The organism is Aquirufa salirivi (assembly GCF_045310485.1).
GTDB classification, from domain to species: Bacteria; Bacteroidota; Bacteroidia; order Cytophagales; family Spirosomataceae; genus Aquirufa; species Aquirufa salirivi.
Genome location: NZ_JBEWZH010000002.1, coordinates 171,077 through 191,271, shown reverse-complemented (window position 1 = coordinate 191,271; position 20,195 = coordinate 171,077). Strand labels below are relative to the sequence as shown.

Annotated in this window: 16 protein-coding genes; 11 read left to right on the top strand and 5 right to left on the bottom strand. The window is 38.2% G+C overall.

Annotated features, from left to right (window positions below; translation table 11 throughout):
* Nucleotides 1-123: 123 nt before the first annotated feature.
* The 3 genes from U0R11_RS03195 to U0R11_RS03185 form a co-directional block, all read right to left on the bottom strand.
* Entirely contained in the window at nt 124-651 is a 528-nt protein-coding gene (locus U0R11_RS03195; protein WP_406749770.1) for a MepB family protein, read from the bottom strand.
* A gap of 142 nt (nt 652-793) precedes the next feature.
* On the bottom strand, nt 794-1,654 hold the full coding sequence (locus U0R11_RS03190; RefSeq protein ID WP_406749769.1) for an alpha/beta fold hydrolase: 861 nt from the start codon (nt 1,652-1,654) through the stop codon (nt 794-796).
* Nucleotides 1,655-1,802: 148 nt separating this feature from the next.
* The gene (locus U0R11_RS03185; RefSeq protein WP_406749768.1) at nt 1,803-2,612 is read right to left on the bottom strand and encodes a hypothetical protein; all 810 of its coding nucleotides are present in this window, start codon (nt 2,610-2,612) and stop codon (nt 1,803-1,805) included.
* A gap of 839 nt (nt 2,613-3,451) precedes the next feature.
* Here U0R11_RS03185 and U0R11_RS03180 point away from each other — a divergent pair.
* From U0R11_RS03180 to U0R11_RS03150, 7 genes are read left to right on the top strand one after another with little or no spacing between them, the layout of a single operon-like run.
* On the top strand, nt 3,452-5,905 hold the full coding sequence (locus tag U0R11_RS03180) for a glutaminase family protein (protein WP_406749767.1): 2,454 nt from the start codon (nt 3,452-3,454) through the stop codon (nt 5,903-5,905).
* A gap of 5 nt (nt 5,906-5,910) precedes the next feature.
* The gene (locus U0R11_RS03175; RefSeq protein WP_406749766.1) at nt 5,911-6,930 is read left to right on the top strand and encodes a zinc-binding alcohol dehydrogenase family protein; all 1,020 of its coding nucleotides are present in this window, start codon (nt 5,911-5,913) and stop codon (nt 6,928-6,930) included.
* Nucleotides 6,931-6,976: 46 nt separating this feature from the next.
* Complete coding sequence (locus U0R11_RS03170) at nt 6,977-7,897, top strand: ABC transporter ATP-binding protein (RefSeq protein ID WP_406749765.1); 921 nt, start codon at nt 6,977-6,979, stop codon at nt 7,895-7,897.
* Nucleotides 7,887-8,729, top strand: a complete 843-nt coding sequence (locus U0R11_RS03165) for an ABC transporter permease (RefSeq protein ID WP_406749764.1) — start codon at nt 7,887-7,889, stop codon at nt 8,727-8,729. Before U0R11_RS03170 ends, U0R11_RS03165 begins: the two co-directional genes overlap by 11 nt.
* Nucleotides 8,729-9,415 (top strand): LolA-like protein, encoded by a 687-nt coding sequence (locus tag U0R11_RS03160; protein WP_406749763.1) that lies wholly within the window; start codon nt 8,729-8,731, stop codon nt 9,413-9,415. Before U0R11_RS03165 ends, U0R11_RS03160 begins: the two co-directional genes overlap by 1 nt.
* A 3-nt stretch (nt 9,416-9,418) precedes the next feature.
* The gene (locus U0R11_RS03155) at nt 9,419-10,063 is read left to right on the top strand and encodes a flavin reductase family protein (RefSeq protein ID WP_406749762.1); all 645 of its coding nucleotides are present in this window, start codon (nt 9,419-9,421) and stop codon (nt 10,061-10,063) included.
* The gene (locus U0R11_RS03150; RefSeq protein ID WP_406749761.1) at nt 10,041-10,364 is read left to right on the top strand and encodes an MmcQ/YjbR family DNA-binding protein; all 324 of its coding nucleotides are present in this window, start codon (nt 10,041-10,043) and stop codon (nt 10,362-10,364) included. The genes U0R11_RS03155 and U0R11_RS03150 overlap by 23 nt, the downstream gene beginning before the upstream one ends.
* A 103-nt stretch (nt 10,365-10,467) precedes the next feature.
* On the opposite strand, the gene U0R11_RS03145 is transcribed toward U0R11_RS03150, so the two are convergent.
* A complete protein-coding gene (locus tag U0R11_RS03145; RefSeq protein ID WP_406749760.1) occupies nt 10,468-11,391 on the bottom strand; it encodes a sugar phosphate isomerase/epimerase family protein in 924 nt (307 codons plus the stop codon).
* A gap of 194 nt (nt 11,392-11,585) precedes the next feature.
* On the opposite strand from U0R11_RS03145, the gene U0R11_RS03140 reads away from it, so the two are divergent.
* The 3 genes from U0R11_RS03140 to U0R11_RS03130 are packed head-to-tail and all read left to right on the top strand — an operon-like array spanning nt 11,586 to nt 15,234.
* Nucleotides 11,586-12,683: a glycoside hydrolase family 130 protein gene (locus U0R11_RS03140; protein ID WP_406749759.1), complete on the top strand. Its 1,098-nt coding sequence runs from the start codon at nt 11,586-11,588 to the stop codon at nt 12,681-12,683.
* A complete protein-coding gene (gene gloA2 / locus U0R11_RS03135; protein WP_406749758.1) occupies nt 12,683-13,081 on the top strand; it encodes an SMU1112c/YaeR family gloxylase I-like metalloprotein in 399 nt (132 codons plus the stop codon). Before U0R11_RS03140 ends, gloA2 begins: the two co-directional genes overlap by 1 nt.
* Entirely contained in the window at nt 13,078-15,234 is a 2,157-nt protein-coding gene (locus tag U0R11_RS03130; protein WP_406749757.1) for a DUF4954 family protein, read from the top strand. Before gloA2 ends, U0R11_RS03130 begins: the two co-directional genes overlap by 4 nt.
* 348 nt (nt 15,235-15,582) lie before the next feature.
* Here U0R11_RS03130 and U0R11_RS03125 read toward each other — a convergent pair whose 3' ends face one another.
* Entirely contained in the window at nt 15,583-17,184 is a 1,602-nt protein-coding gene (locus U0R11_RS03125) for a M28 family peptidase (RefSeq protein ID WP_406749756.1), read from the bottom strand.
* A 104-nt stretch (nt 17,185-17,288) separates the two neighbouring features.
* On the opposite strand from U0R11_RS03125, the gene gcvP reads away from it, so the two are divergent.
* The gene (gene gcvP, locus U0R11_RS03120; RefSeq protein WP_406749755.1) at nt 17,289-20,171 is read left to right on the top strand and encodes an aminomethyl-transferring glycine dehydrogenase; all 2,883 of its coding nucleotides are present in this window, start codon (nt 17,289-17,291) and stop codon (nt 20,169-20,171) included.
* The last annotated feature ends 24 nt before the right edge of the window (nt 20,172-20,195 follow it).

Here is a 20,195-nt window from a genome sequence, read left to right as displayed (position 1 = left end):
GATTTGCAATCCCATGTTAAAATATAATTTGGCTTCGAGAACCTCAGCCAAATCGAGAACCTCAGTTAACTTCAGCCTACACTTTTGCCAAAATACTATTAGCGTTCGTTATTATTTTCATTATCAGTTTTCGTAAATTTTGTCAAATATTTTTTTGATCAAGTCAAGTTCTGCAGAATTGTCACTCCCAATTGTTACAAAATATTTTCTCTGCCAATTTTGAGTTTTTTCTGCTTGTTTATTTCTTACGGTGTCCCAATTGGGATAAACTCTAATTCCACGCTTTCCGTCTTTTCCATATTGTGAAATAATTCCTTTGTTTACCAAAACAGATGTTGGAAAAATAAATTGTCCTGTATTGTTGCCATTTTTTGATGTAATAACGATAAAATCTACGTCGTCCAAAATGTCAAAAGGTTCAGTTATTCCATTTTTATTTCGTTTCCAAATAGTTACAAATTGGCCTGTCTTCATCGGTGTGATTTTAGAAATTCGATGTTCTATTTTATGTCCGTTAAGTTCAAATGAGCAAGCTCCATATTCTAAACTTTCTGAATTTAATTTTAGGTTTGTAAACACGAAACCACATTTGTCATAAACCAATTCTTTTATAAGTTTCAGGTCAGCAAATAGAGCGTTTTCTGTTATCATAATTTACGTATGTTCATTTCAATTCGGTGTCACTTTACAATGACTGCTAACGGTTTGGGGATTGGCGAAGGTGGTGGATTTAGAAACACAAAACTCTCATCCCGCCATTAAGCCCAACTGCTGTAAGCAGTAGCTCTACTTTTCATTGTCTCAATTCTGCACCTTTGTAAGTTTCCTGTAAGTATTTCTGAACTGTCGTATTAAACAATTCGGGATTATTTTTTGAAACGTAATGATTTTCTCCAGTTAAGATACACAGATTTGCCTTCTCAATATTCCTGTAAATTGAAACAGTATGTTCTTCCCTGATTACATCTCTATCTGTTGACATAACTAATACAGGACATTTGATTTTTTGTAAATCGCTGGCTGATATGTGTGGTTGAAACTCCATCATACGATTTCGTTGTTGTATAACCTTCCAGTTTTGAGAATTATCATTTTTTACAAGCATTTGGTCAGCTAATTTTCTATCGCGTACTACTTCATTATAGAAAGAAGGATAAAGGGCTAAGGTGTCAGGCGTAAGATTAGCAGCAAATGAAACTATCTTTTTTACTTTTTCTGGATGATAAATAGCCATTAACAAAGCAATAATTCCACCGTCACTTCTTCCCACAACATAAGTTGAGTCAAGTTGCAAATAGTCTAAAATACCAACAATATCTTTTGTGATTTGATTATACGTAAGACTGTCTTTTCCGAGTTCACTTTTCCCCCTCCCTCTGCAGTCCATAACAATTACCTTGTATTTTTTAGCAAAGAATTCGATTTGAGGTTTCATATAAGCGATGTTTCCTCCATTACCGTGGATTAATACAAGAGGGGTTCCTTGCCCATATATTTCAAAGTATTGTTTAGCTCCATGTATACTGATAAAGTTTCCAGCTTCTATATTATTTCCATAGTCAATAACTTTGAGGTCTGACTGAGGAAAAACCGAATTCGGTAACATGAAACTGAAAATCAATATTGTAAACTTAGTTCTGATGGAATGACTCATTTTTATTTTCTTAGTTGAATGTTAATTAAAAGTGCCTACTGACGGTTGACAGCGACAAGAAGTTGGCAATTTCGAGGCACAAAGCTTCATTTAAACACTGAACCAGCTTTTTTACCAAAGTCCTGTTAGCCATTTGTGCTTTCATTTATTAATATTTTTCCTTTACAAATTTCTGCCATTCTATTTCAAATTGCATTTCTGTAACTCCAATTACTTTTTCAAAATTACCATACGATTTTATAAATTCTGGAAGCTTTTCTTTTCCATATTTTGAGACAAAATACTCAACGATTGTGTAACCAACGTTGTAAATTTGATTGCTGTTATTCAATTCTTTTAGTGTCGGACTATTTTTCATTCCGTATTTAACGCTCAAATTATTTACAATTCCTGCTTCATAATCGCAAATTGCTTCCCAAAACCATTGCGGATAATTTTTCTCAAAACCAGTTTCAAAGTTTTTGTCAAAATCAGCAACTTTTTCATTTTGGGATTTCGAAAGAGCATCCTGAATTAAAATATTAAGTTGAACGCAATGAGTAAATTCGTGAACTGCTACTTTTTCCATTTTCTGTGGAAAAATACTATTGTACCAAGTTTCATATTTCAAATGAAATTCTAAAGGCCCTCGACTTGTTCCACTTGCATTACTGTTCATTAAACCTATCGCTTTGTTAAAATCACTTTGGTTTGGATAAATAAAAACTGAAATTTTATCGTGTTTGGGGTCTTTTAATTCAGTTCTAATTCTATCGTAATTCAATTCTAAAGCTATAGAAATATCTTCGGCTTCGCTTTCAAGAATTCCGTAATAATTCACTACAAAATTTGTTGAATATATATTTTTGCTATCGCTTTCAACTCTTAATTTTCGAATTAGAAATGTTATGAAGAATATTGTAGCTAAACATCCAATAGAAAGTAAAGTAATCTTGACTATTATTTTTATTTTTTTCATTAGCTTAAGTTTTAATTCGTTGTTTCTCAGCTGTAACGATAGCATTACGGCTAACGTTACGGACTTTGCATTCGGGTGGATTTCGGATCCAAAAACTGTCAAAACACCACAAAACTTAATTAAATGTAGAAAATTTCGAGAACAACTTCGCCCGTCATTTTTGTAAAGGTGATGTTATATGCCGTTATTTTTTAACAGCATTTCCATGATTGCCTTTTTCATGTCCATAACTAATTACACGAGACAGTTACCATTACTATCTTTTCGCCATACATGAATAAATTCATATGCTCCATTCAGCTTTTCTGTCTCTCCTGTACTAGTATGGTAAAAACGATGTGTTCCTATTTCAATCGCACCATAATTCTTTATTGGATAAACTTTCAAACTACTTTTACAAGTTCCCTTTTAAGATGCAAATCTGTTGCACAATTTTCCTTAAATGATTGAAGTTCACTTTTTAGCGAAACGGTTAATCCTCCTAGATCATGATAAAATTCTAAGTCATTATTGAAATATTCTTTATAAGCCAAAGTATCACAATTATTAAAAGCTTTGAATAAAAGATTGTCAGCTAAAACAATTTCGTTAAACAAATTTGATACATGTGACGGCTGTTCATTAGGTCTAACCTGTTGGGCAAAACATGATGTGAAAGAAATAAAAGATATTCACCCAACGCTGTCAAGGTTTAAAACCTTGACAGCGTTAGGGACAAACCTAACATTTTTCAACCAAAAACAAGGGCATCTTTCCACAGATTATCAGTAGATCGATATTTTTTCACCCTTTTGTAGATGCTTGGAATCTTCCTATCTTTAATTCCATAAACCATTACTATGAAATCATTTTTCCTGTTCGCTAGTTTAGCGATGTTCGGCTTTTTTGCACAAGCCCAAGTCTTTAAAGCTCCTGCCTATCCACTCATCACCCATGACCCCTATTTCAGTGTTTGGTCTTTTACGGATCAATTAAATCAATCTGTCACACGTCACTGGACAGGCTCCGATCAATCCATGGTGGGCTTATTGGAAGTAGACGGAAAAACCTATCAATTTTTAGGTGCCTTACAATATCCCTCCACCGGCATTGTTGCCCATGCCGAAAATAATCAGCCCATTGAGGTTCAATACACCGAGACCAAACCGGCGGAGGATTGGATGACCTCCCACTTCAATGATGTCTATTGGAATAAGGGAAAATTGCCTTTTGGTAAAGGTTGGGACAATAAATGGAATACTCCTTGGAATACTAAAAACATTTGGGTGAGAAGAGCTTTTGATCTACAAGACTTCGACATCGATCAATTAATCCTTCAACTGCGCCACGATGATGATGTGGAAGTTTACCTCAATGGCTACCCGGTATATTCTTGCGAAAACTGCCATACCAAGCAATTGAAAGACTATCCATTAAGTGATCTCATAAAAAGCAAGCTGAAAAAAGGCAAAAACATCTTGGCCATTCATTGCATGAATCCTGTCGGAAATTCTTGGCTAGATGCTGGTTTTGCTAAACAATCTCGCTCCGCTCAGTCGAACCTAGCGATACAAAACTCCGTTCAAATCACCGCTACGCAGACTAGCTACCAATTTACCTGTGGGCCTGTTAAATTACAGGTAAATTTTCTTTCTCCGCTCTTGGCTTCTAACCTCGACTTGCTTTCAAGACCAGTTTCTTACATCAATTTTGGCATACAATCCACGGATAATAAAACACATAAAACGAAAATCACTTTTGGCTTGTCTTCGGATATTGCCAAAAATGAAAAAGAACAAATGGTCCAAGTCAGCACGGGCAAAAAAGGCAATGTCCGTTATTTGAAAACGGGGCTTAGTCAACAAAAAGTGTTGAATAAAGTGGGCGACGATGTACGAATCGATTGGGGATATGCCTATTTAGCGACCAATCAAGCTAAGCAGCAATTGAAAACTCTTTCTCAATCTCACCTGATGAATCTTGCCGACGGAAAAAAACCTTCTAGTGAATCGGGCAGTACAGATTATTTGGTTGCCTCATGGGATATAACTGCCAATAAATCCAATCAAAATTCGAGCATCATGCTGGCTTATGATGATTTGTATTCTATCCAGTATTTCCAGAAAAATTTACAAGCTTGGTGGAAAAAGAACTTTGCCAGCATGGATGATTTGCTAGTAACAGCTGCTAAAGAATACCCGAGTATTCTTGTTCAATGTAAAAATTTCGACAAACAGTTGTATCAAGAAGCGCTACAAGCTGGTGGAAAAGAATATGCGGAACTTTGTGTAGCTGCCTACCGACAATCCCTCGCAGCGCATAAATTAGTAAGGGGAGAAAAAAATGAGGTACTTTTCCCTCAAAAAGAAAACTTCAGTAATGGTTCTATTTGGACGGTAGATGTGACCTATCCTTCTGCCCCATTAAGCCTCCTATACAATACCAAATTACTGCGTGGTATGGTGGAGCCTTTGATCTATTACAGTGAAAGTGGACAATGGAAAAAACCTTTCCCAGCACATGACATTGGCACCTATCCTTTGGCGAATGGACAAACTTATCCAGAAGATATGCCCGTAGAAGAAGCAGGAAATATGATTTTGTTGACAGCTGCCATCTGCAAAGAAGAAAACAGCACGCAAATAGCCAAAGCCCATTGGCCTACCCTAACCCGATGGGTGGATTTTTTAGTGAAAGATGGCTTAGATCCTGCCAATCAATTATGTACGGATGATTTTGCTGGACACTTGGATCGAAATGCCAACCTATCCATCAAAGCGATTGTAGGTATTGGTTCATACGCGCAAATGGCTCGAAATATGGGTTTAAAAAGCACGGCTGATTCCATGCAAAAAATTGCTCAAAAATATGCCTTGAAATGGATGGAGATGGCGGATGAAGGAGATCATTATGCTTTGACGTTTAACAAAAACAATACCTGGAGTCAGAAATACAATTTGGTTTGGGACAAATTATTAGGGTTAAATTTATTTCCCAGATACGTTTACGAAAAGGAAATGGCCTATTATTTGAAGAAACAAAACACCTATGGTTTACCTTTGGACAGTAGAAAAACGTATACCAAAAGTGATTGGATTATGTGGACTGCCACCCTTTCTGACAAACCTGCAGAATTCAAGGCTTTGGTACATCCTATCTACCAATTCATGCTAGAAAGTCCATCGCGCGTGCCTTTGAGTGATTGGCATGAAACAACTAATGGCAAACAAGTGGGTTTCCAAGCCAGAAGTGTCGTTGGTGGCTATTTCATCAAAATGTTAGAACAGCGTTGGGCAAAACGTAAATTGAGATAAAAGCTATGCAAGAACTTGTTTGTACCACTCCATTTGAATGGAAATACCAGGAATCGGAAAGGCCCGTGTTAAAAGATGGCATGGCCGTTCTTAAAATTAAACAAGTGGGTATTTGTGGAACAGATTTGCATGCCTTTGAGGGGACTCAACCGTTTTTTTCCTATCCACGCATCTTAGGACATGAATTTGTCGGTGAAATCGTAGAAATAAGTTCCGAATCAAATTATCGAATTGGATCCTTAGTCAGTGTCATTCCTTATTATTCCTGCGGAAAATGCGTGGCTTGTCGACAAGGCAAAACCAATTGTTGTCAGACACTAAGTGTGCTAGGTGTACATCAAGATGGTGCCATGAGAGATTATTTACAAGTTCCCATAGACGCTTTGGTCTATGATGAACAACTCAGCCTTGACGAATATACCTTATTAGAACCTTTGTCGATCGGTGCCCATGGGGTTCGGCGAGCGGACATAAAAAAGAATGATTGGGTCTTGGTGGTAGGTGCAGGTCCTATTGGATTAGGCGTCATGGAAATGGCACGCATTGCGGGAGGACAAGTGATTGCCTTGGACGTGAATGCGGGCCGATTGGATTTCAGTAAAAATGTATTGGGTGTTTCACATACCATTCAAGTGGGTCAAGAGGATGTGATGGCGCGTTTGCAAGAAATCACTAAGGGTGATATGCCACAAGTCATCATTGATGCGACAGGAAATAAAAAAGCCATAGACCATAGTTTTCAATACATGGCACATGGAGGTAAGTATATTTTGGTAGGTTTACAATTAGACCATGTTCAATTCTCTCATCCTGAATTCCATAAGCGAGAGGGGACTTTGATGAGTAGTAGAAATGCCACACGAGGTGATTTTGAGTGGGTGATGGAATGTATGAAAAAAGGATTAATTCATACACAGGACTTCATCACGCATCGAACAAAATTCAACGACGTATCCAAGCATTTTGAAACCTTTTTAGATCCTGCGCAAGCGGTGATCAAGGCGGTAGTTGAGTTTGATTCTTAAAACAATATAAAGGATATGGTGGTTAAACTAGCATATCCACCCGTACATGCCTGAGTCCATCATATCCATTCAACATCTTTCTAAAAGCTTTGGCTCTTTCCAAGCTGTGAAGGATGTTAGTTTCCAAGTCTTTAAAGGGGATGTTTTTGGATTTCTAGGGCCCAATGGAGCCGGTAAAAGTACCAGCATGCGCTGCATGTTATCCTTAATAAAAGCTGATTCGGGAGATATTCGTTTGTTTGATTTGCCCATCAATAATCACCGTGAAGATATATTACGTAGGACAGGCAGTATCGTTGAAAAACCTGATTTTTATAAATACCTAACCGCTTATCGAAATCTGGATCTTTTTGCCCGAATATCAGGAACCTATTCCAGCAAAAAAGAAATTTATGCCATGTTGGATTTTGTGGGTTTGAATGGCCGAGAAAACGACAAAGTGGGTAGTTTTTCTCATGGTATGAAACAGCGCCTGGGGATAGCTCAAACGCTATTGCACAATCCAGATTTGATTGTCTTGGATGAACCCACCACAGGATTAGATCCTCAGGGAATCATTGATATCAGAAACTTGATTTTGAGATTAAAAGAAGAACATCAAAAAACCATCTTGCTTTCTTCTCATGATTTAAGTGAAATCGAGATGATTGCCAATCGCATGGTGATCATCAACAAAGGAAAATCCATTGTGGAGGGTTCTGTAAAAGATCTCATGTCGACAGAAAATCTCTTCATTCGTTTGGAGGTAGAGCCACAAGAAAAAGCACTACAAGTACTAAAAAATGCTTTTCCGGAGATTCAAATACAAACAAAAGGTGGAAATCAATTAGAGTTTCATTTGAGTCGAAATCAAGTTCCACGTATCAGTCAGCTTTTGATTTCCCATGAAATTGCTGTTTTCTCCCTAGAATCCAAACGCAGTTTGGAAGATTATTTTATCAAAATTGTCCAACAAGATGCTATTTAAAAGCGTATATAATGAGTTTATCAAGATTGCTGCCAAACCCAGGAGCTACCTAGGAATTGGTGCTATTACGCTATTGGTGGGAGTCATTTTGTTCGCCCTAAAATCGGATGGCCTTTCCATTTTATCTTTTGTCACCTCTTCATTTGAACAAACCTTAAGTTTTGAAGGCAATTTGCTCAATGGCAATCTCATTGCCTTCATTATTTTGCAAATGCTTTTGGTACAAATCCCCTTGTTAGTGGCTTTAGTCACTGGCGACTTGATTTCAGGAGAATTTGCCATGGGTACCATCCGCATGGTGATGACCAAACCCATTTCTAGGACCACCCTTTTATTGTCCAAATTTATCGCTGGTGCTGTCTATACGGCTTGCATCATCATTTGGTTGGGCATCATGGCCTTGGTATTTGGAAGAATCTTTTTTGGAACGGGAGATTTAATCGTGCTGAATACGGATGGTCTTGTGATTTTACAGGAGCATGATGTGTTATGGAGGTATCTCAGCGGATTTGCTGTAGCATTTTTAGCCCTATTAACGGTGGCATCCTTATCCATTTGCTTGTCTTGTTTTTCAGAAAATTCCATTGGTCCTATCGTGACGACTATGTCCATCATCATTTTATTTACCATCATCGGCACCTTGGAGGTTTCCGTTTTTGACTCCATCCGCCCCTATTTATTTACGACCCACATGGCTTCTTGGAGAAACTTTTTTGAAGAGCCATTACCTAAAACCGAGATCATCAAATCAGTCATTATTTTGGTGGCTCATATTTTACTCTTCTTAGGCATTTCCATCTATACATTCAACAAAAAAGACATCAGCGCTTAATGAAAATCCTCTTAACCATCAGTCTTTTTTTCTGCTCGCTTTTTCAAGTCATAGGACAAGATGCGCAAAAAACCATTCAGGCACTTCAACAAAAATGGAGTCAAGTTAAGGATTATGCGGTGGATCTGAATATCAAATCGAATATCCCTTTGATCAAAATTCTTCCAGTAAATGCAACCTTATATTTCAAACAAAAAGATCAATTTCATTTAAAATCAAAAGGCATCGCTATTTTACCTAAAAAAGGGTTTGGAGATTTGGCACAACTGTTGGCTCATCAAGATCAATTCAATTCCATCAGTACGGGTAAAGAATTAATCAAAAATAAGGAAACGGAAATCATCACCTTGTTACCCAATGGAGATAGTGAAGATGTTATTTTGGCCAAATTATGGATAGATAAGACCAACAACTTGGTGCTAAAATCTCAAATTACGTCCAGAAGTAATGGCACCGTAAGTACGGAATATGGCTATGGAGCTGAGGCAAAATGGGGATTACCTGAGCAGCTTATTTTTACGGTGGATGTCAAAAAATTTAAGGTCCCCAAGGGAGTTGTGGTGGATATCAATAAAACCCAAACCGTAGATACGCAAAAACAAGTGGCTAAGACGGGTGATATCACGGTGAAATTTTCCAATTATAAGATTAATCAAGGAATAGCCTCCACCATTTTCAAAAATTAAAACATGATAGCCAATCTAGCCGACATCGAATCGATGGAAAAATCGTTTCGGACGAATTTGATTAACCATCTCAGTGGAGGAAAGGCGGCTCATTTAATTGGAACATATGATGAGCAGCATCAATCCAATTTGGCTATTTTTAGTAATGTGATACATATAGGAGCTAATCCAGCGATGATTGGCATCTTATTTAGACCTGTTGGTGCAGATAGTCATACTTATAAAAATATTCAGGCCAACAAACAATTTACACTAAATCAAATTCCCATTTCTTTGGTCCCCCAGGCACATCAGACATCTGCCAGATATCCCTCGGGCACATCTGAATTTGAAGCATGTGGCATAGAAGAAGAGACAATCCCTGAATTTGATGGACCATTTGTTAAGCAAAGTTTGGTCAAAATGGGACTTGTTTGGGAAGAAGAACATGTAATCAAATCAAACCAAACTGTTTTATTAGTCGGCAAAATCCAATATATTTCCATTCATGATTCCATTCTTCTGCCCGATGGACATATTGATTTGGATATAGCCCAAAGTGTCAGTGCAGGAGGATTGGACACCTATTATCAAGTAAAGAAATTGGCCCAATTCCCTTATGCCAAGGTTTCGGCAGATGCATCCCATGAACCTAGAAGAAATTCGTGATTACGCTTTGAGTTTACCAGAGACAGAAGAAAGCCTTCCTTTTGGTCCAGACAATTTAGTTTTCAAGGTCAACAATAAAATGTTTTTATTACTTTCATTGGATGAAATTCCCATTCGATTCAATGTCAAATGTGAGCCTAATCGCGCTGTCGAGCTGAGAGAAGAATTCCCAGACAGTGTTTTACCTGGTTACCACATGAATAAAAAACATTGGAACACCATTGTGGTCAATGGCCAAATCGCTTTTGCAACTTTGAAAAGTATGATTTCGGATTCTTATGCCTTGGTATTAAAAAAATAATCCTCGCTCCGGCCTAACGCTGGCAAGGTTTGGAACCTTGACAGCGTTGCGCGTCACAGAGCGAACGATAAAAAAAACGATATGTTGTCCAAGAAATAGATAATTAGGCTAATGCTTTCCTGAGTAATTCGACACTTTTTCTAACCCCTGAATAGGCATTTTCTTTGCCTTCAAATTCAATGGAAATATAGCCTTGGTAATTGACCTTCTTTAAGATGTTGATAATCCGCTTGTAATCTAATTCCAACGAGTACCATTCGCCTCCTCCATAATAGGTTTTAGCTTGAACAAAGCTGGCTTTAGGAGCTATTTTCTCTAATTTAGTGTAAGGATCTTCTAAGAAATTTCCTGTATCCATCAATAAACCTAACCAAGGAGAATTCACCGTATCATGTATTCGCAACATTCCCTCAGGCGTTGATCCTAATCCCCAGTGGTTTTCAAGAGCCATTAACACCCCACATTCCTCTGCCTTAGCCAGACATCTTTGAATACCTTCCACACACCATTTATAGCCATCATCTTCCGTATAACCAGGCAAAATAGGCTCTATTCCTCTGTTTTTCATTAAATCATCAAACGACTTAATGGTATTCCAGCGACCTGTATTTAAACGCAAACAAGGTATTCCCATTTTATATGCCAATTCTATGCAATGAATCGTATGATCTACATGCTTTTTCAATTCTTCTTTATCCGGCGTTACAAAACCTTGATGGATGGATAAACAGGTTAATGCTATCCCATTCAAAAAGGCATGTTTCTTGATTTTTTGCAAATAGACATTGTCCTCACTTTCCATTTGTCGGTGCAAGACATCAATCCCTTCCAATCCCAAAGAAGCCGCGTCATCAATTACCTTTTCAATGGGAAATTTATCTCCTTTGAAATGCCAATATGAATAACTAGAAACACTTAACTTAATTTTAGGCTGTAATTTAGGCACTACTAGCTTATCTTGAATCTGGGGCATGCCAATGGCTAAGCCTGTCAATAAGGAGGATTGTAAAAAATCACGTCTTTCCATCGTTTTTATTTTAGGTTTGATCACTCAATTTAAAAGTTTCCAACGATCAAATGCATCAAATAGCTAGAAATTTCATTGATTGCTGACCTAAAGAACTCTGAAAACATGACCTTTCGGCAATAATTTGCCGAAAATTACCTTTTAATATACATTTCAAGTGGCATTTTAGTAATTTTAAACTCTAGCAAAGCTTCATGAATCTACCATATAAATTTATTTCCAACCTGTTTTTTGCTTCCTTTTCGCTATTCTGTTTCCCAGTTTTGGCTCAAAACCAAAGCACAAAAGCATGGCAAATCAATGGTTTTAAGAAACAAGATGCCCTTAATCCTATCTTAATTCCAGATGTAAAACAGAAGTTTTTGTGCCCCATTCAAGGTAAAGCCGTAGCTTGGGAAAATAAAAATGTACTCAATCCTACAGCATTAATAAAAGATGGAAAAGTTCATTTGCTCTATCGTGCTCAGGATTCATTAGGCACATCTAGGATTGGTCTAGCCATCAGTGAAGATGGTATTCATTTCAAAAAAATGCCCCAACCCATTCTTTATCCTGAACAAGATGCATTTAAAAAATACGAGTGGCCGGGCGGTATTGAAGATCCTCGCATTGTTCAAACAGAAGATGGAAACTACTTAATCACCTACACTTCCTATGATGGAAAAACAGCCCGTTTATGCTTCGCTACTTCGACTGATTTAATCCATTGGAAAAAAATGGGTCCTATGTTGAAAGATCCGAAGTACATGGATCTTTGGTCAAAATCGGGTGCAATAGTCGTCAAACAGCAGGGCTCTCAAATGTTGGCAAGCAAAATAAATGGTTCCTATTGGATGTATTTTGGAGATACGGATTTATTCATGGCTCAATCCAAAGACTTAATTCATTGGAATGTATTGGAAGATGCTGAAAACAAACAAAAAATTTCGGTACTTCAACCTAGAAAGGGCTATTTCGACAGTCGTTTGGTAGAACCTGGACCCTATGCTTTAATTCAAAAGTCAGGTATTCTGCTTATTTACAACAGCAGTAATGCAGCTAATTTTAATGATTCAGCTTTCCCAAAATTCACCTATAGTGCTGCCCAAGCCTTATTTAACCTAAAAAAGCCCTATCAGTTAATGCAGCGTTCAAACAAACCTTTCATTTGGCCTAATAAGGTTTATGAACAAATTGGAGAAGTGAATGAGGTCTGTTTTGTAGAAGGTTTAGTTCCATTCCGTTCGCAATGGTTTTTATATTATGGCACGGCCGATTCTAAAATTGCAGTAGCTACAAGTCTCCAAAAATGATGAATCAAAAAATCCCCCTTCTCGGCATTCATCATGTGGCCATTATCTGCTCCAATTATGCTGTATCTAAACATTTTTATACCGAAATTCTCGGTTTTGAGATAATCAGAGAAGTATATCGTAAAGAAAGAGACTCTTACAAGTTAGACCTAAGCTTTCAAGGTGTTTACTTCTTGGAGTTATTTTCATTTCCAGAAACTCCTCCTCGAGTATCCAGACCAGAAGCCTGCGGACTACGACATTTAGCCTTTGAAGTCTCCAATTTGGATGAAACAGTACAAATTTTAAGGCATAAAGGCCTTATTTGTGAAGATATCCGAATAGATGAATTTACGGAAAAGCGTTTTACCTTCACCAGTGACCCAGATCATTTACCCATTGAATTTTACGAGAGATGAATCGAATAGAGAAGAAACCCATAGCCCAATTGGGCTTCGAATTTGTCAGTAAAACCTACTTGAAAGCGGGTGAAAGTGAATTCGATCTCCGCAATAAAAACATCCAAATTGCCGACTTCCGACCACTGGCTGCGCGCGAAATTGAAATCTTAGAAGCCAATTTCAATGAAGCAGAAAATTGGAAAGATATTCAGGTAAAGCCTGGCTTTAATCCGCACCTCATTAAAAATTGTCGGTTTTTTGGCATCATCCGAATTGGAAAATTAGAACATGTCTATTTAGAATTTAAAAACCTGAGAATGCCTGTTGGCATTTATAATAGCACCATCATTAGTAGTGATATTGGCGACAATATAAGTATTGATCGAGTGAATTTGTTGTCCAATTATCAAATTGGAAACGAAGTGATGATACTTCAAGTCAATGAATTAGCCACTACACCTACTGCCAAATTTGGTAATGGTATAGTCAAAGAAGGAGAAGACGAGCGTATTCGAATTTGGCTAGAACTAGGCAATGAGAATGGTGGCAGAAAAGTGATTCCATTTGTTGGCATGCGCCCTGCCGATGCCTATTTATGGACTCAAGATCGAGATGATGCATTACTTCAATCTCAATACAAAGCACTGACACAAGCAGAATTTTCAACTAAAAGGGGTTTTTATGGCCAGATTGGTGACCGTACCGTGATCAAAAATACCGGAATCATCAAGGATGTCAACATGGGTTCAGACACCTACATTAAGGGAGCAAACAAATTAAAAAACTTGACCATCATTTCATACCCGGAAGCCAATACTCAAATAGGTGAAGGTTGTGAACTTGTCAACGGTATCATTCACGAGGGCTGTCGTATATTTTATGGCGTTAAAGCCGTCCGCTTTATATTAGCGGCTCATTCCCAACTGAAATATGGTGCCCGCTTGATTAACTCCTTTTTAAGTAGTAATTCGACTATTTCCTGCTGTGAGGTATTGAATGCACTCATTTTCCCTGCCCATGAACAGCACCATAATAATTCCTTTCTTTGTGCCGCGATCATCAAAGGTCAAAGTAACATGGCGGCTGGTGCTACGCTGGGTTCCAACCACAACAGTCGGGGTGCAGATGGGGAATTACAAGCAGGAAGAGGGTTTTGGCCAGGCCTTTCTATTAGCTTAAAACACAATTCTAAATTTGCCAGTTTCAATCTGATTTCAAAAGGAAATTATCCTGCAGAAATCCAAAATCCATTGCCTTTTTCTTTGATCGGTAACGATGATGTCTCAGGAGGTTTATTAATCATAGCGGCATATTGGTTCCAATACAACTTATATGCCTTGGCAAGAAATGCGTGGAAATTTGCCAATCGTGATCAAAGAATTAATAAAAACATGCTTTTGGAATATGATTTCCTAGCACCAGACACGATTGAGGAAATTTTACTTGCGATCCAACTTTTAGAAAAATGGACGGGAGATGCGCTTCCAGAAAAAACACAAGAAGCTGGTAAAAAATGGTTAGAAAATTCGGCCAATGAAAATCTATCTTTGGATGTTTGGGCTACTGGGATTGAAAATTCCAAACGCAAAAGTAAAATCGCGAAAAGTTACCGAGCCTACCACATATTTAAAGACTTAATCTATTACCATGCCTTCCAAGAATGGCTTTTGGCTCAAGAAAGAGATTCATCAACACCTGCACAAGAGATCCTAGTAAGAGCATCTAACAAACCTATTTCCACTTGGGAAAATCTTGGGGGACAATTGTTCCCAACAGAAGCAGTGAATTCGCTGAAATCAAATATTCGTTCGGGAAAAATTGATTCTTGGAGTCAAGTACATCAGTTTTACCAAGATCAGGCAGATGCATATCCTGAACTGAAATTTCAAAATGCCTTAGCTGCCTTAAAAATCATACAGGCAGAAAACTTAAGTGATACATCGTTTATTCAACAATGGAAAAATAAAGCCATAGAAGTTTCGGCGTTCATTGCCAAAGGTATTGAAAGCTCACGTGCCAAGGATTTCCAAGATCCATTCCGACAAGCCATGTTCCACAACCAAAAAGAAATGGAAAAAGTGATTGGAGATTGGAAAGAGAATGATTTTATCTTGCAGGCTCAAAAGACCCATGAAGCGTTTGTCCAGAAAATTATAAATTATGGATTATAGATGATGAATTAGTCTATGTGAATGCCTGAATGACGTTGACCGTTTTATCTATTTTTGGATTCTACATTCTACATTTTCCATTCTACATTCTAAGTAGTCGCATGCGGAGTGACAATCGGTTCCGCGCAGCGGAATTCGTCTTAGGATTAACCGTTTTTCTTCCGTTTTTTTTGTTTCTTTTTTTATGAAAAAAAAGAAACACTATGAATAGTGTTATTCCAACAATGTTATTGAAATAAAGAAAAAATTGTCAATACATGAATGCGACCAAACTATTTCAGACATTGACATGAATCTACAGAAAAATAGCCTCGACGTTTCGAGGCTATTTTCATATTTCTAAAGCTTTTATGGTTTGTTAGAATCCACGGGTAAGCGTTGCTCTCTGTTCGATATTTCCCAAGCCATGTAAAATACGAGACGCCCCACTTTTTGAACTTGGTCAAATTCAATTTTCTCTATGTCATCACCTGGTTGGTGATAATCCTCATGAACACCATTGAAAAAGAATGCAACTGGGATATTGTGTTTGGCAAAGTTGTAATGATCTGAACGGTAGTAAAAACGGTTTGGATCATTTGGATCATTGAATTTGAAATCCAATTCTAAACCAATGTGTTTTTTATTTTGCTCTTCCAATACAGCACGCAATTGAGAAGACAATTTATCAGAACCAATTTCATAGATATAATCTGGTTTACCAATGTGTTCATCATCATAGCGGCCTACCATATCAATGTTCAAATCACAAACGGTATTTGCCAACGGAAACAAAGGATGATTGGAATAATACTCAGAACCTAGCAAACCTTTTTCTTCACCAGTTACTGTCATAAACAAAATACTTCTACGTGGGCGATGACCTTCTGCAGCAGCTTTTCCAAATGCTTCAGCCAGCTCCATCACAGTTACTGTACCTGAACCATCGTCATTTGCTCCATTATTAATTTGGCCATCTGCAGATACTCCAATGTGGTCATAGTGTGCTGTAATGACCACAACTTCTGATTTTTTATCAGTACCTTCCAAAAACCCAACAACATTATAAGTATCTACTGGGCTTTCTGCATTTTCAATTTTTAACTCAATCGTTCCTGATTTAAATTTGCTAGCAACTGATTTTTTCTCCGTGGAAACCTTCGTTTTGAATGCTTCTATTGCCGCTACGTCCGTACCCAACAATTGTGCTGCCATAGCTGATGAAATCAATAATACTGGAAATTCAGCCTCTTTATTTTGAGTATCTTCTTTAAACACCATACGCTCATTACCAAAACGCTTCATCGTAGCTTGTCGCTGATTTACTTGAGAACTAAACACGTTCTCATCTTTGTCGGTAATGACAATCAAACCTGTAGCACCGGCGGCTTGGGCTAATTTCATTTTTTCTCTCCAACCCGTTGCCTTACCAAAAGCAGAAGGATCTTTGGAACCAGAAAGTACATAATTTCCTGCCTGATCTTTGGCTTCACCATCGATAACAAGCACCATAGCTCCTTTGGCTTTCAATTTATCAAAATCCGTAAAGGCGCCTTGCTGCACACCATAACCCGCAAAAACAGTGGGAGCTTTTGTTCCTGCAGCTACCGGAGCTAATGCATAAGCCATAAAATCCGCTAAATATCCATAGGATTTACCTTTGATTTGAGCCGCCACATTGGTCCATGCGCGATTGACTAAATCAACTTTTTGGAAATAACTTCCTTGAACTGGAGCCAGTCCTACTGCCTTAAAATGGTTAGCAATGTAGTTCGCTGCAACTTTTTGTTCTGCCGAACCTGTATTTCTACCTTTCAAGCTATCGGAAGCAATAAAAGTCAAATGTTTTTTCAAATCTTCTGCCTTGATCGTATAAGCATAAGGTACTGGATTTGATTGAGCTAAAAGGCTCAATGGAATTAGTTTTGCAACTAAAAAAAGTGCTAAAACCGAATAGTAAGTCTTTTTCATTTTGTTGAGGAAAAAATTAAGTTCGCAAGATAATAATTGAAAAATAAATCCCATAAAAAGATTAATTTTACAACGTTTTTTCACCCAAATTTCGCCTTCATCCTATGATCCCCAATTTCAAATACAGGGAAGATTTTTCATTGCGTCACAACAATTCTAATCCAACTGATATCGCGGCCATGTTAAAAACCATTGGCGTTGATAGTCTGACTACTTTAATTGAACAAACTGTTCCTAAACCTATTCGCTTAGCGCAAGGTTTGCGACTGCCAAATCCCAAAACAGAGTTTGAATTTTTACGCGATTTCAAACAAATTATGGGACATAATAACATATTCAAAAGCCATATTGGTTTGGGATATTACGATACGATAGTGCCTTCCGTTATTTTAAGAAATATCTTGGAAAACCCTTCTTGGTATACAGCTTATACTCCTTACCAAGCGGAAATTGCCCAAGGAAGATTGGAAATGTTGTTGAATTACCAAACCATGATCATTGATTTGACAGGAATGGAACTGGCCAATGCCTCCCTTTTAGATGAAGGAACTGCTGCTGCTGAAGCGATGACCATGTTACATGGTCAAAGACCCGCAGAAAGAAATCAGGCGGAATCGATTTTTGTTTCTGAACTGTGTTTACCTCAAACCATCGACGTGCTCAAAACGAGAGCAGAACCTCTTGGAATCGAAGTAGTGGTAGGCAATCACCTGAACTTGGATGTTACAGATGCCCAATATTATGCCATTGTTTTACAATACCCTGCCAGCAATGGTGAGGTTTTTGACTATACTCACCTGATTGAATCTGCCAAAGAAAATGGACTTCAAGTAGTGGTAGCTGCAGATTTATTAGCATTAACTATTCTAACTCCTCCGGGTGAAATGGGAGCAGATGTGGTGGTAGGTAGTTCACAGCGTTTTGGTGTACCGATGGGATTTGGTGGACCACATGCTGCTTTCTTTGCTACCAAAGAAAAGTACAAAAGAAATATTCCAGGCCGTATCATTGGTGTGTCCATAGACGCCGAAGGAAATAGGGCCTTGCGTATGGCGCTTCAAACACGCGAACAACATATTCGTAGAGAAAAAGCAACTTCCAATATTTGTACGGCTCAAGTATTATTATCCATCATGGCCGCAGCATATGCTATTTACCATGGACCAGAGGAATTAAAAAATAAAGCCACCAAAATTTACGGGCTAACCGAATTATTAGCTGCTGGTGTCCAAAAATTAGGCTTTAGCTTAGAAAACACTCATCACTTTGATACCATCACCGTAATTACGGGAGAATATACCGAAGAAATAAGAGAGCTAGCAGAAGCTTCCGAGCGCAATTTCCGCTATTTCAGAAATGATAACAGTAAGTTAAGTATCTCATTGGATGAAACGACACAAGAAGATGATGTAGTTGAAATACTAGGTTTCTTCCAACGTGTCAAAATGGAAGGAATCGGAGGAGAAGAAATGAGCATCACTTGGAGAATTCCTGCCAAATTAACACGTCAATCTGCCTTTTTAAGTCATGACGTATTTAACCGCTATCATTCAGAGCATGGGATGTTGCGTTATTTAAAGTCATTGGAATCCAAAGATTTATCCATGGTGCATTCCATGATTTCATTGGGTTCTTGTACCATGAAATTAAATGCTACTACGGAAATGATTCCGGTTACTTGGCCTGAACTTGGAAAAATGCATCCATTTGCTCCAGCTAGTCAGACACGTGGATATCAACGATTAATTATGGAATTAAATGATTGGTTATGTGAAATCACAGGATTTACTGCGATGTCCATGCAACCAAATTCAGGAGCACAAGGAGAATATGCAGGTTTAATGGTGATTCGTGCTTACCACGCTTCTCGTGGAGATTCTCATCGCAATGTGGCCTTAATTCCTTCCTCAGCTCACGGAACCAATCCAGCCTCAGCTGTCATGGCGGGTATGAAAGTAATTGTTACGGGTTGTGATGCCCATGGTAATATTGATGTAGAACAATTACGCGCCAAAGCCATCGAACATAAAGACGATTTGGCTTGCTTAATGGTAACTTACCCAAGTACGCACGGTGTTTTTGAAGAGTCCATCAAAGAAATTTGTCAAATCATCCATGAAAATGGGGGACAAGTTTATATGGATGGTGCCAACATGAATGCTCAAGTGGGATTAACTTCTCCTGCGACTATTGGGGCGGATGTTTGTCACTTGAACTTGCATAAAACATTCTGCATCCCTCACGGAGGTGGTGGCCCTGGTATGGGACCCATTGGTGTGGCTAAGCAATTAGTACCATTTTTGCCAGGCCATGTGATGACAGACTCCGTAGAGGCTAGTAGCCATGGAGCCGTATCAGCGGGTCCAGTAGGATCAGCTAGTATTTTAGCCATATCCTATGCCTACATTGCTATGATGGGCGGAGAAGGATTAACCCGGGCTACAGAAACCGCGATCCTGAATGCGAATTACATTAAAGCGCGCTTAGAAACTAAATTCCCCATTCTTTATACTGGTTCTCATGGTCGTTGCGCCCACGAAATGATTGTGGATTGTCGACCTTTCAAAGCTAGCGTTGGTATAGAAGCCGAAGATATTGCGAAGCGTTTAATGGATTATGGTTTCCATGCTCCTACCCTTTCTTTCCCCGTGGCAGGAACCTTGATGATTGAACCAACCGAATCTGAAAACAAAGAAGAGTTAGATCGTTTCTGCGATGCCTTGCTAAGTATACGTGCAGAAATCCAAGAAATTGAAGATGGACTAGCAGATAAGAACAATAATGTGTTGAAAAATGCCCCACATACGCAAAGTGTGGTATTGATTGGCGAATGGAATCGACCTTACACTAGAGAAAAGGCTGTTTTCCCATTAGCTTATGTGAAAGCAAATAAATTCTGGCCAAGCGTTTCTCGCATTGATTCGGCCTATGGTGATCGCAACTTAATCTGTGCTTGCGAACCTATTACCAGTTATATGGAGCAATAATTTTTATTTTTTTCGTTAACCTCG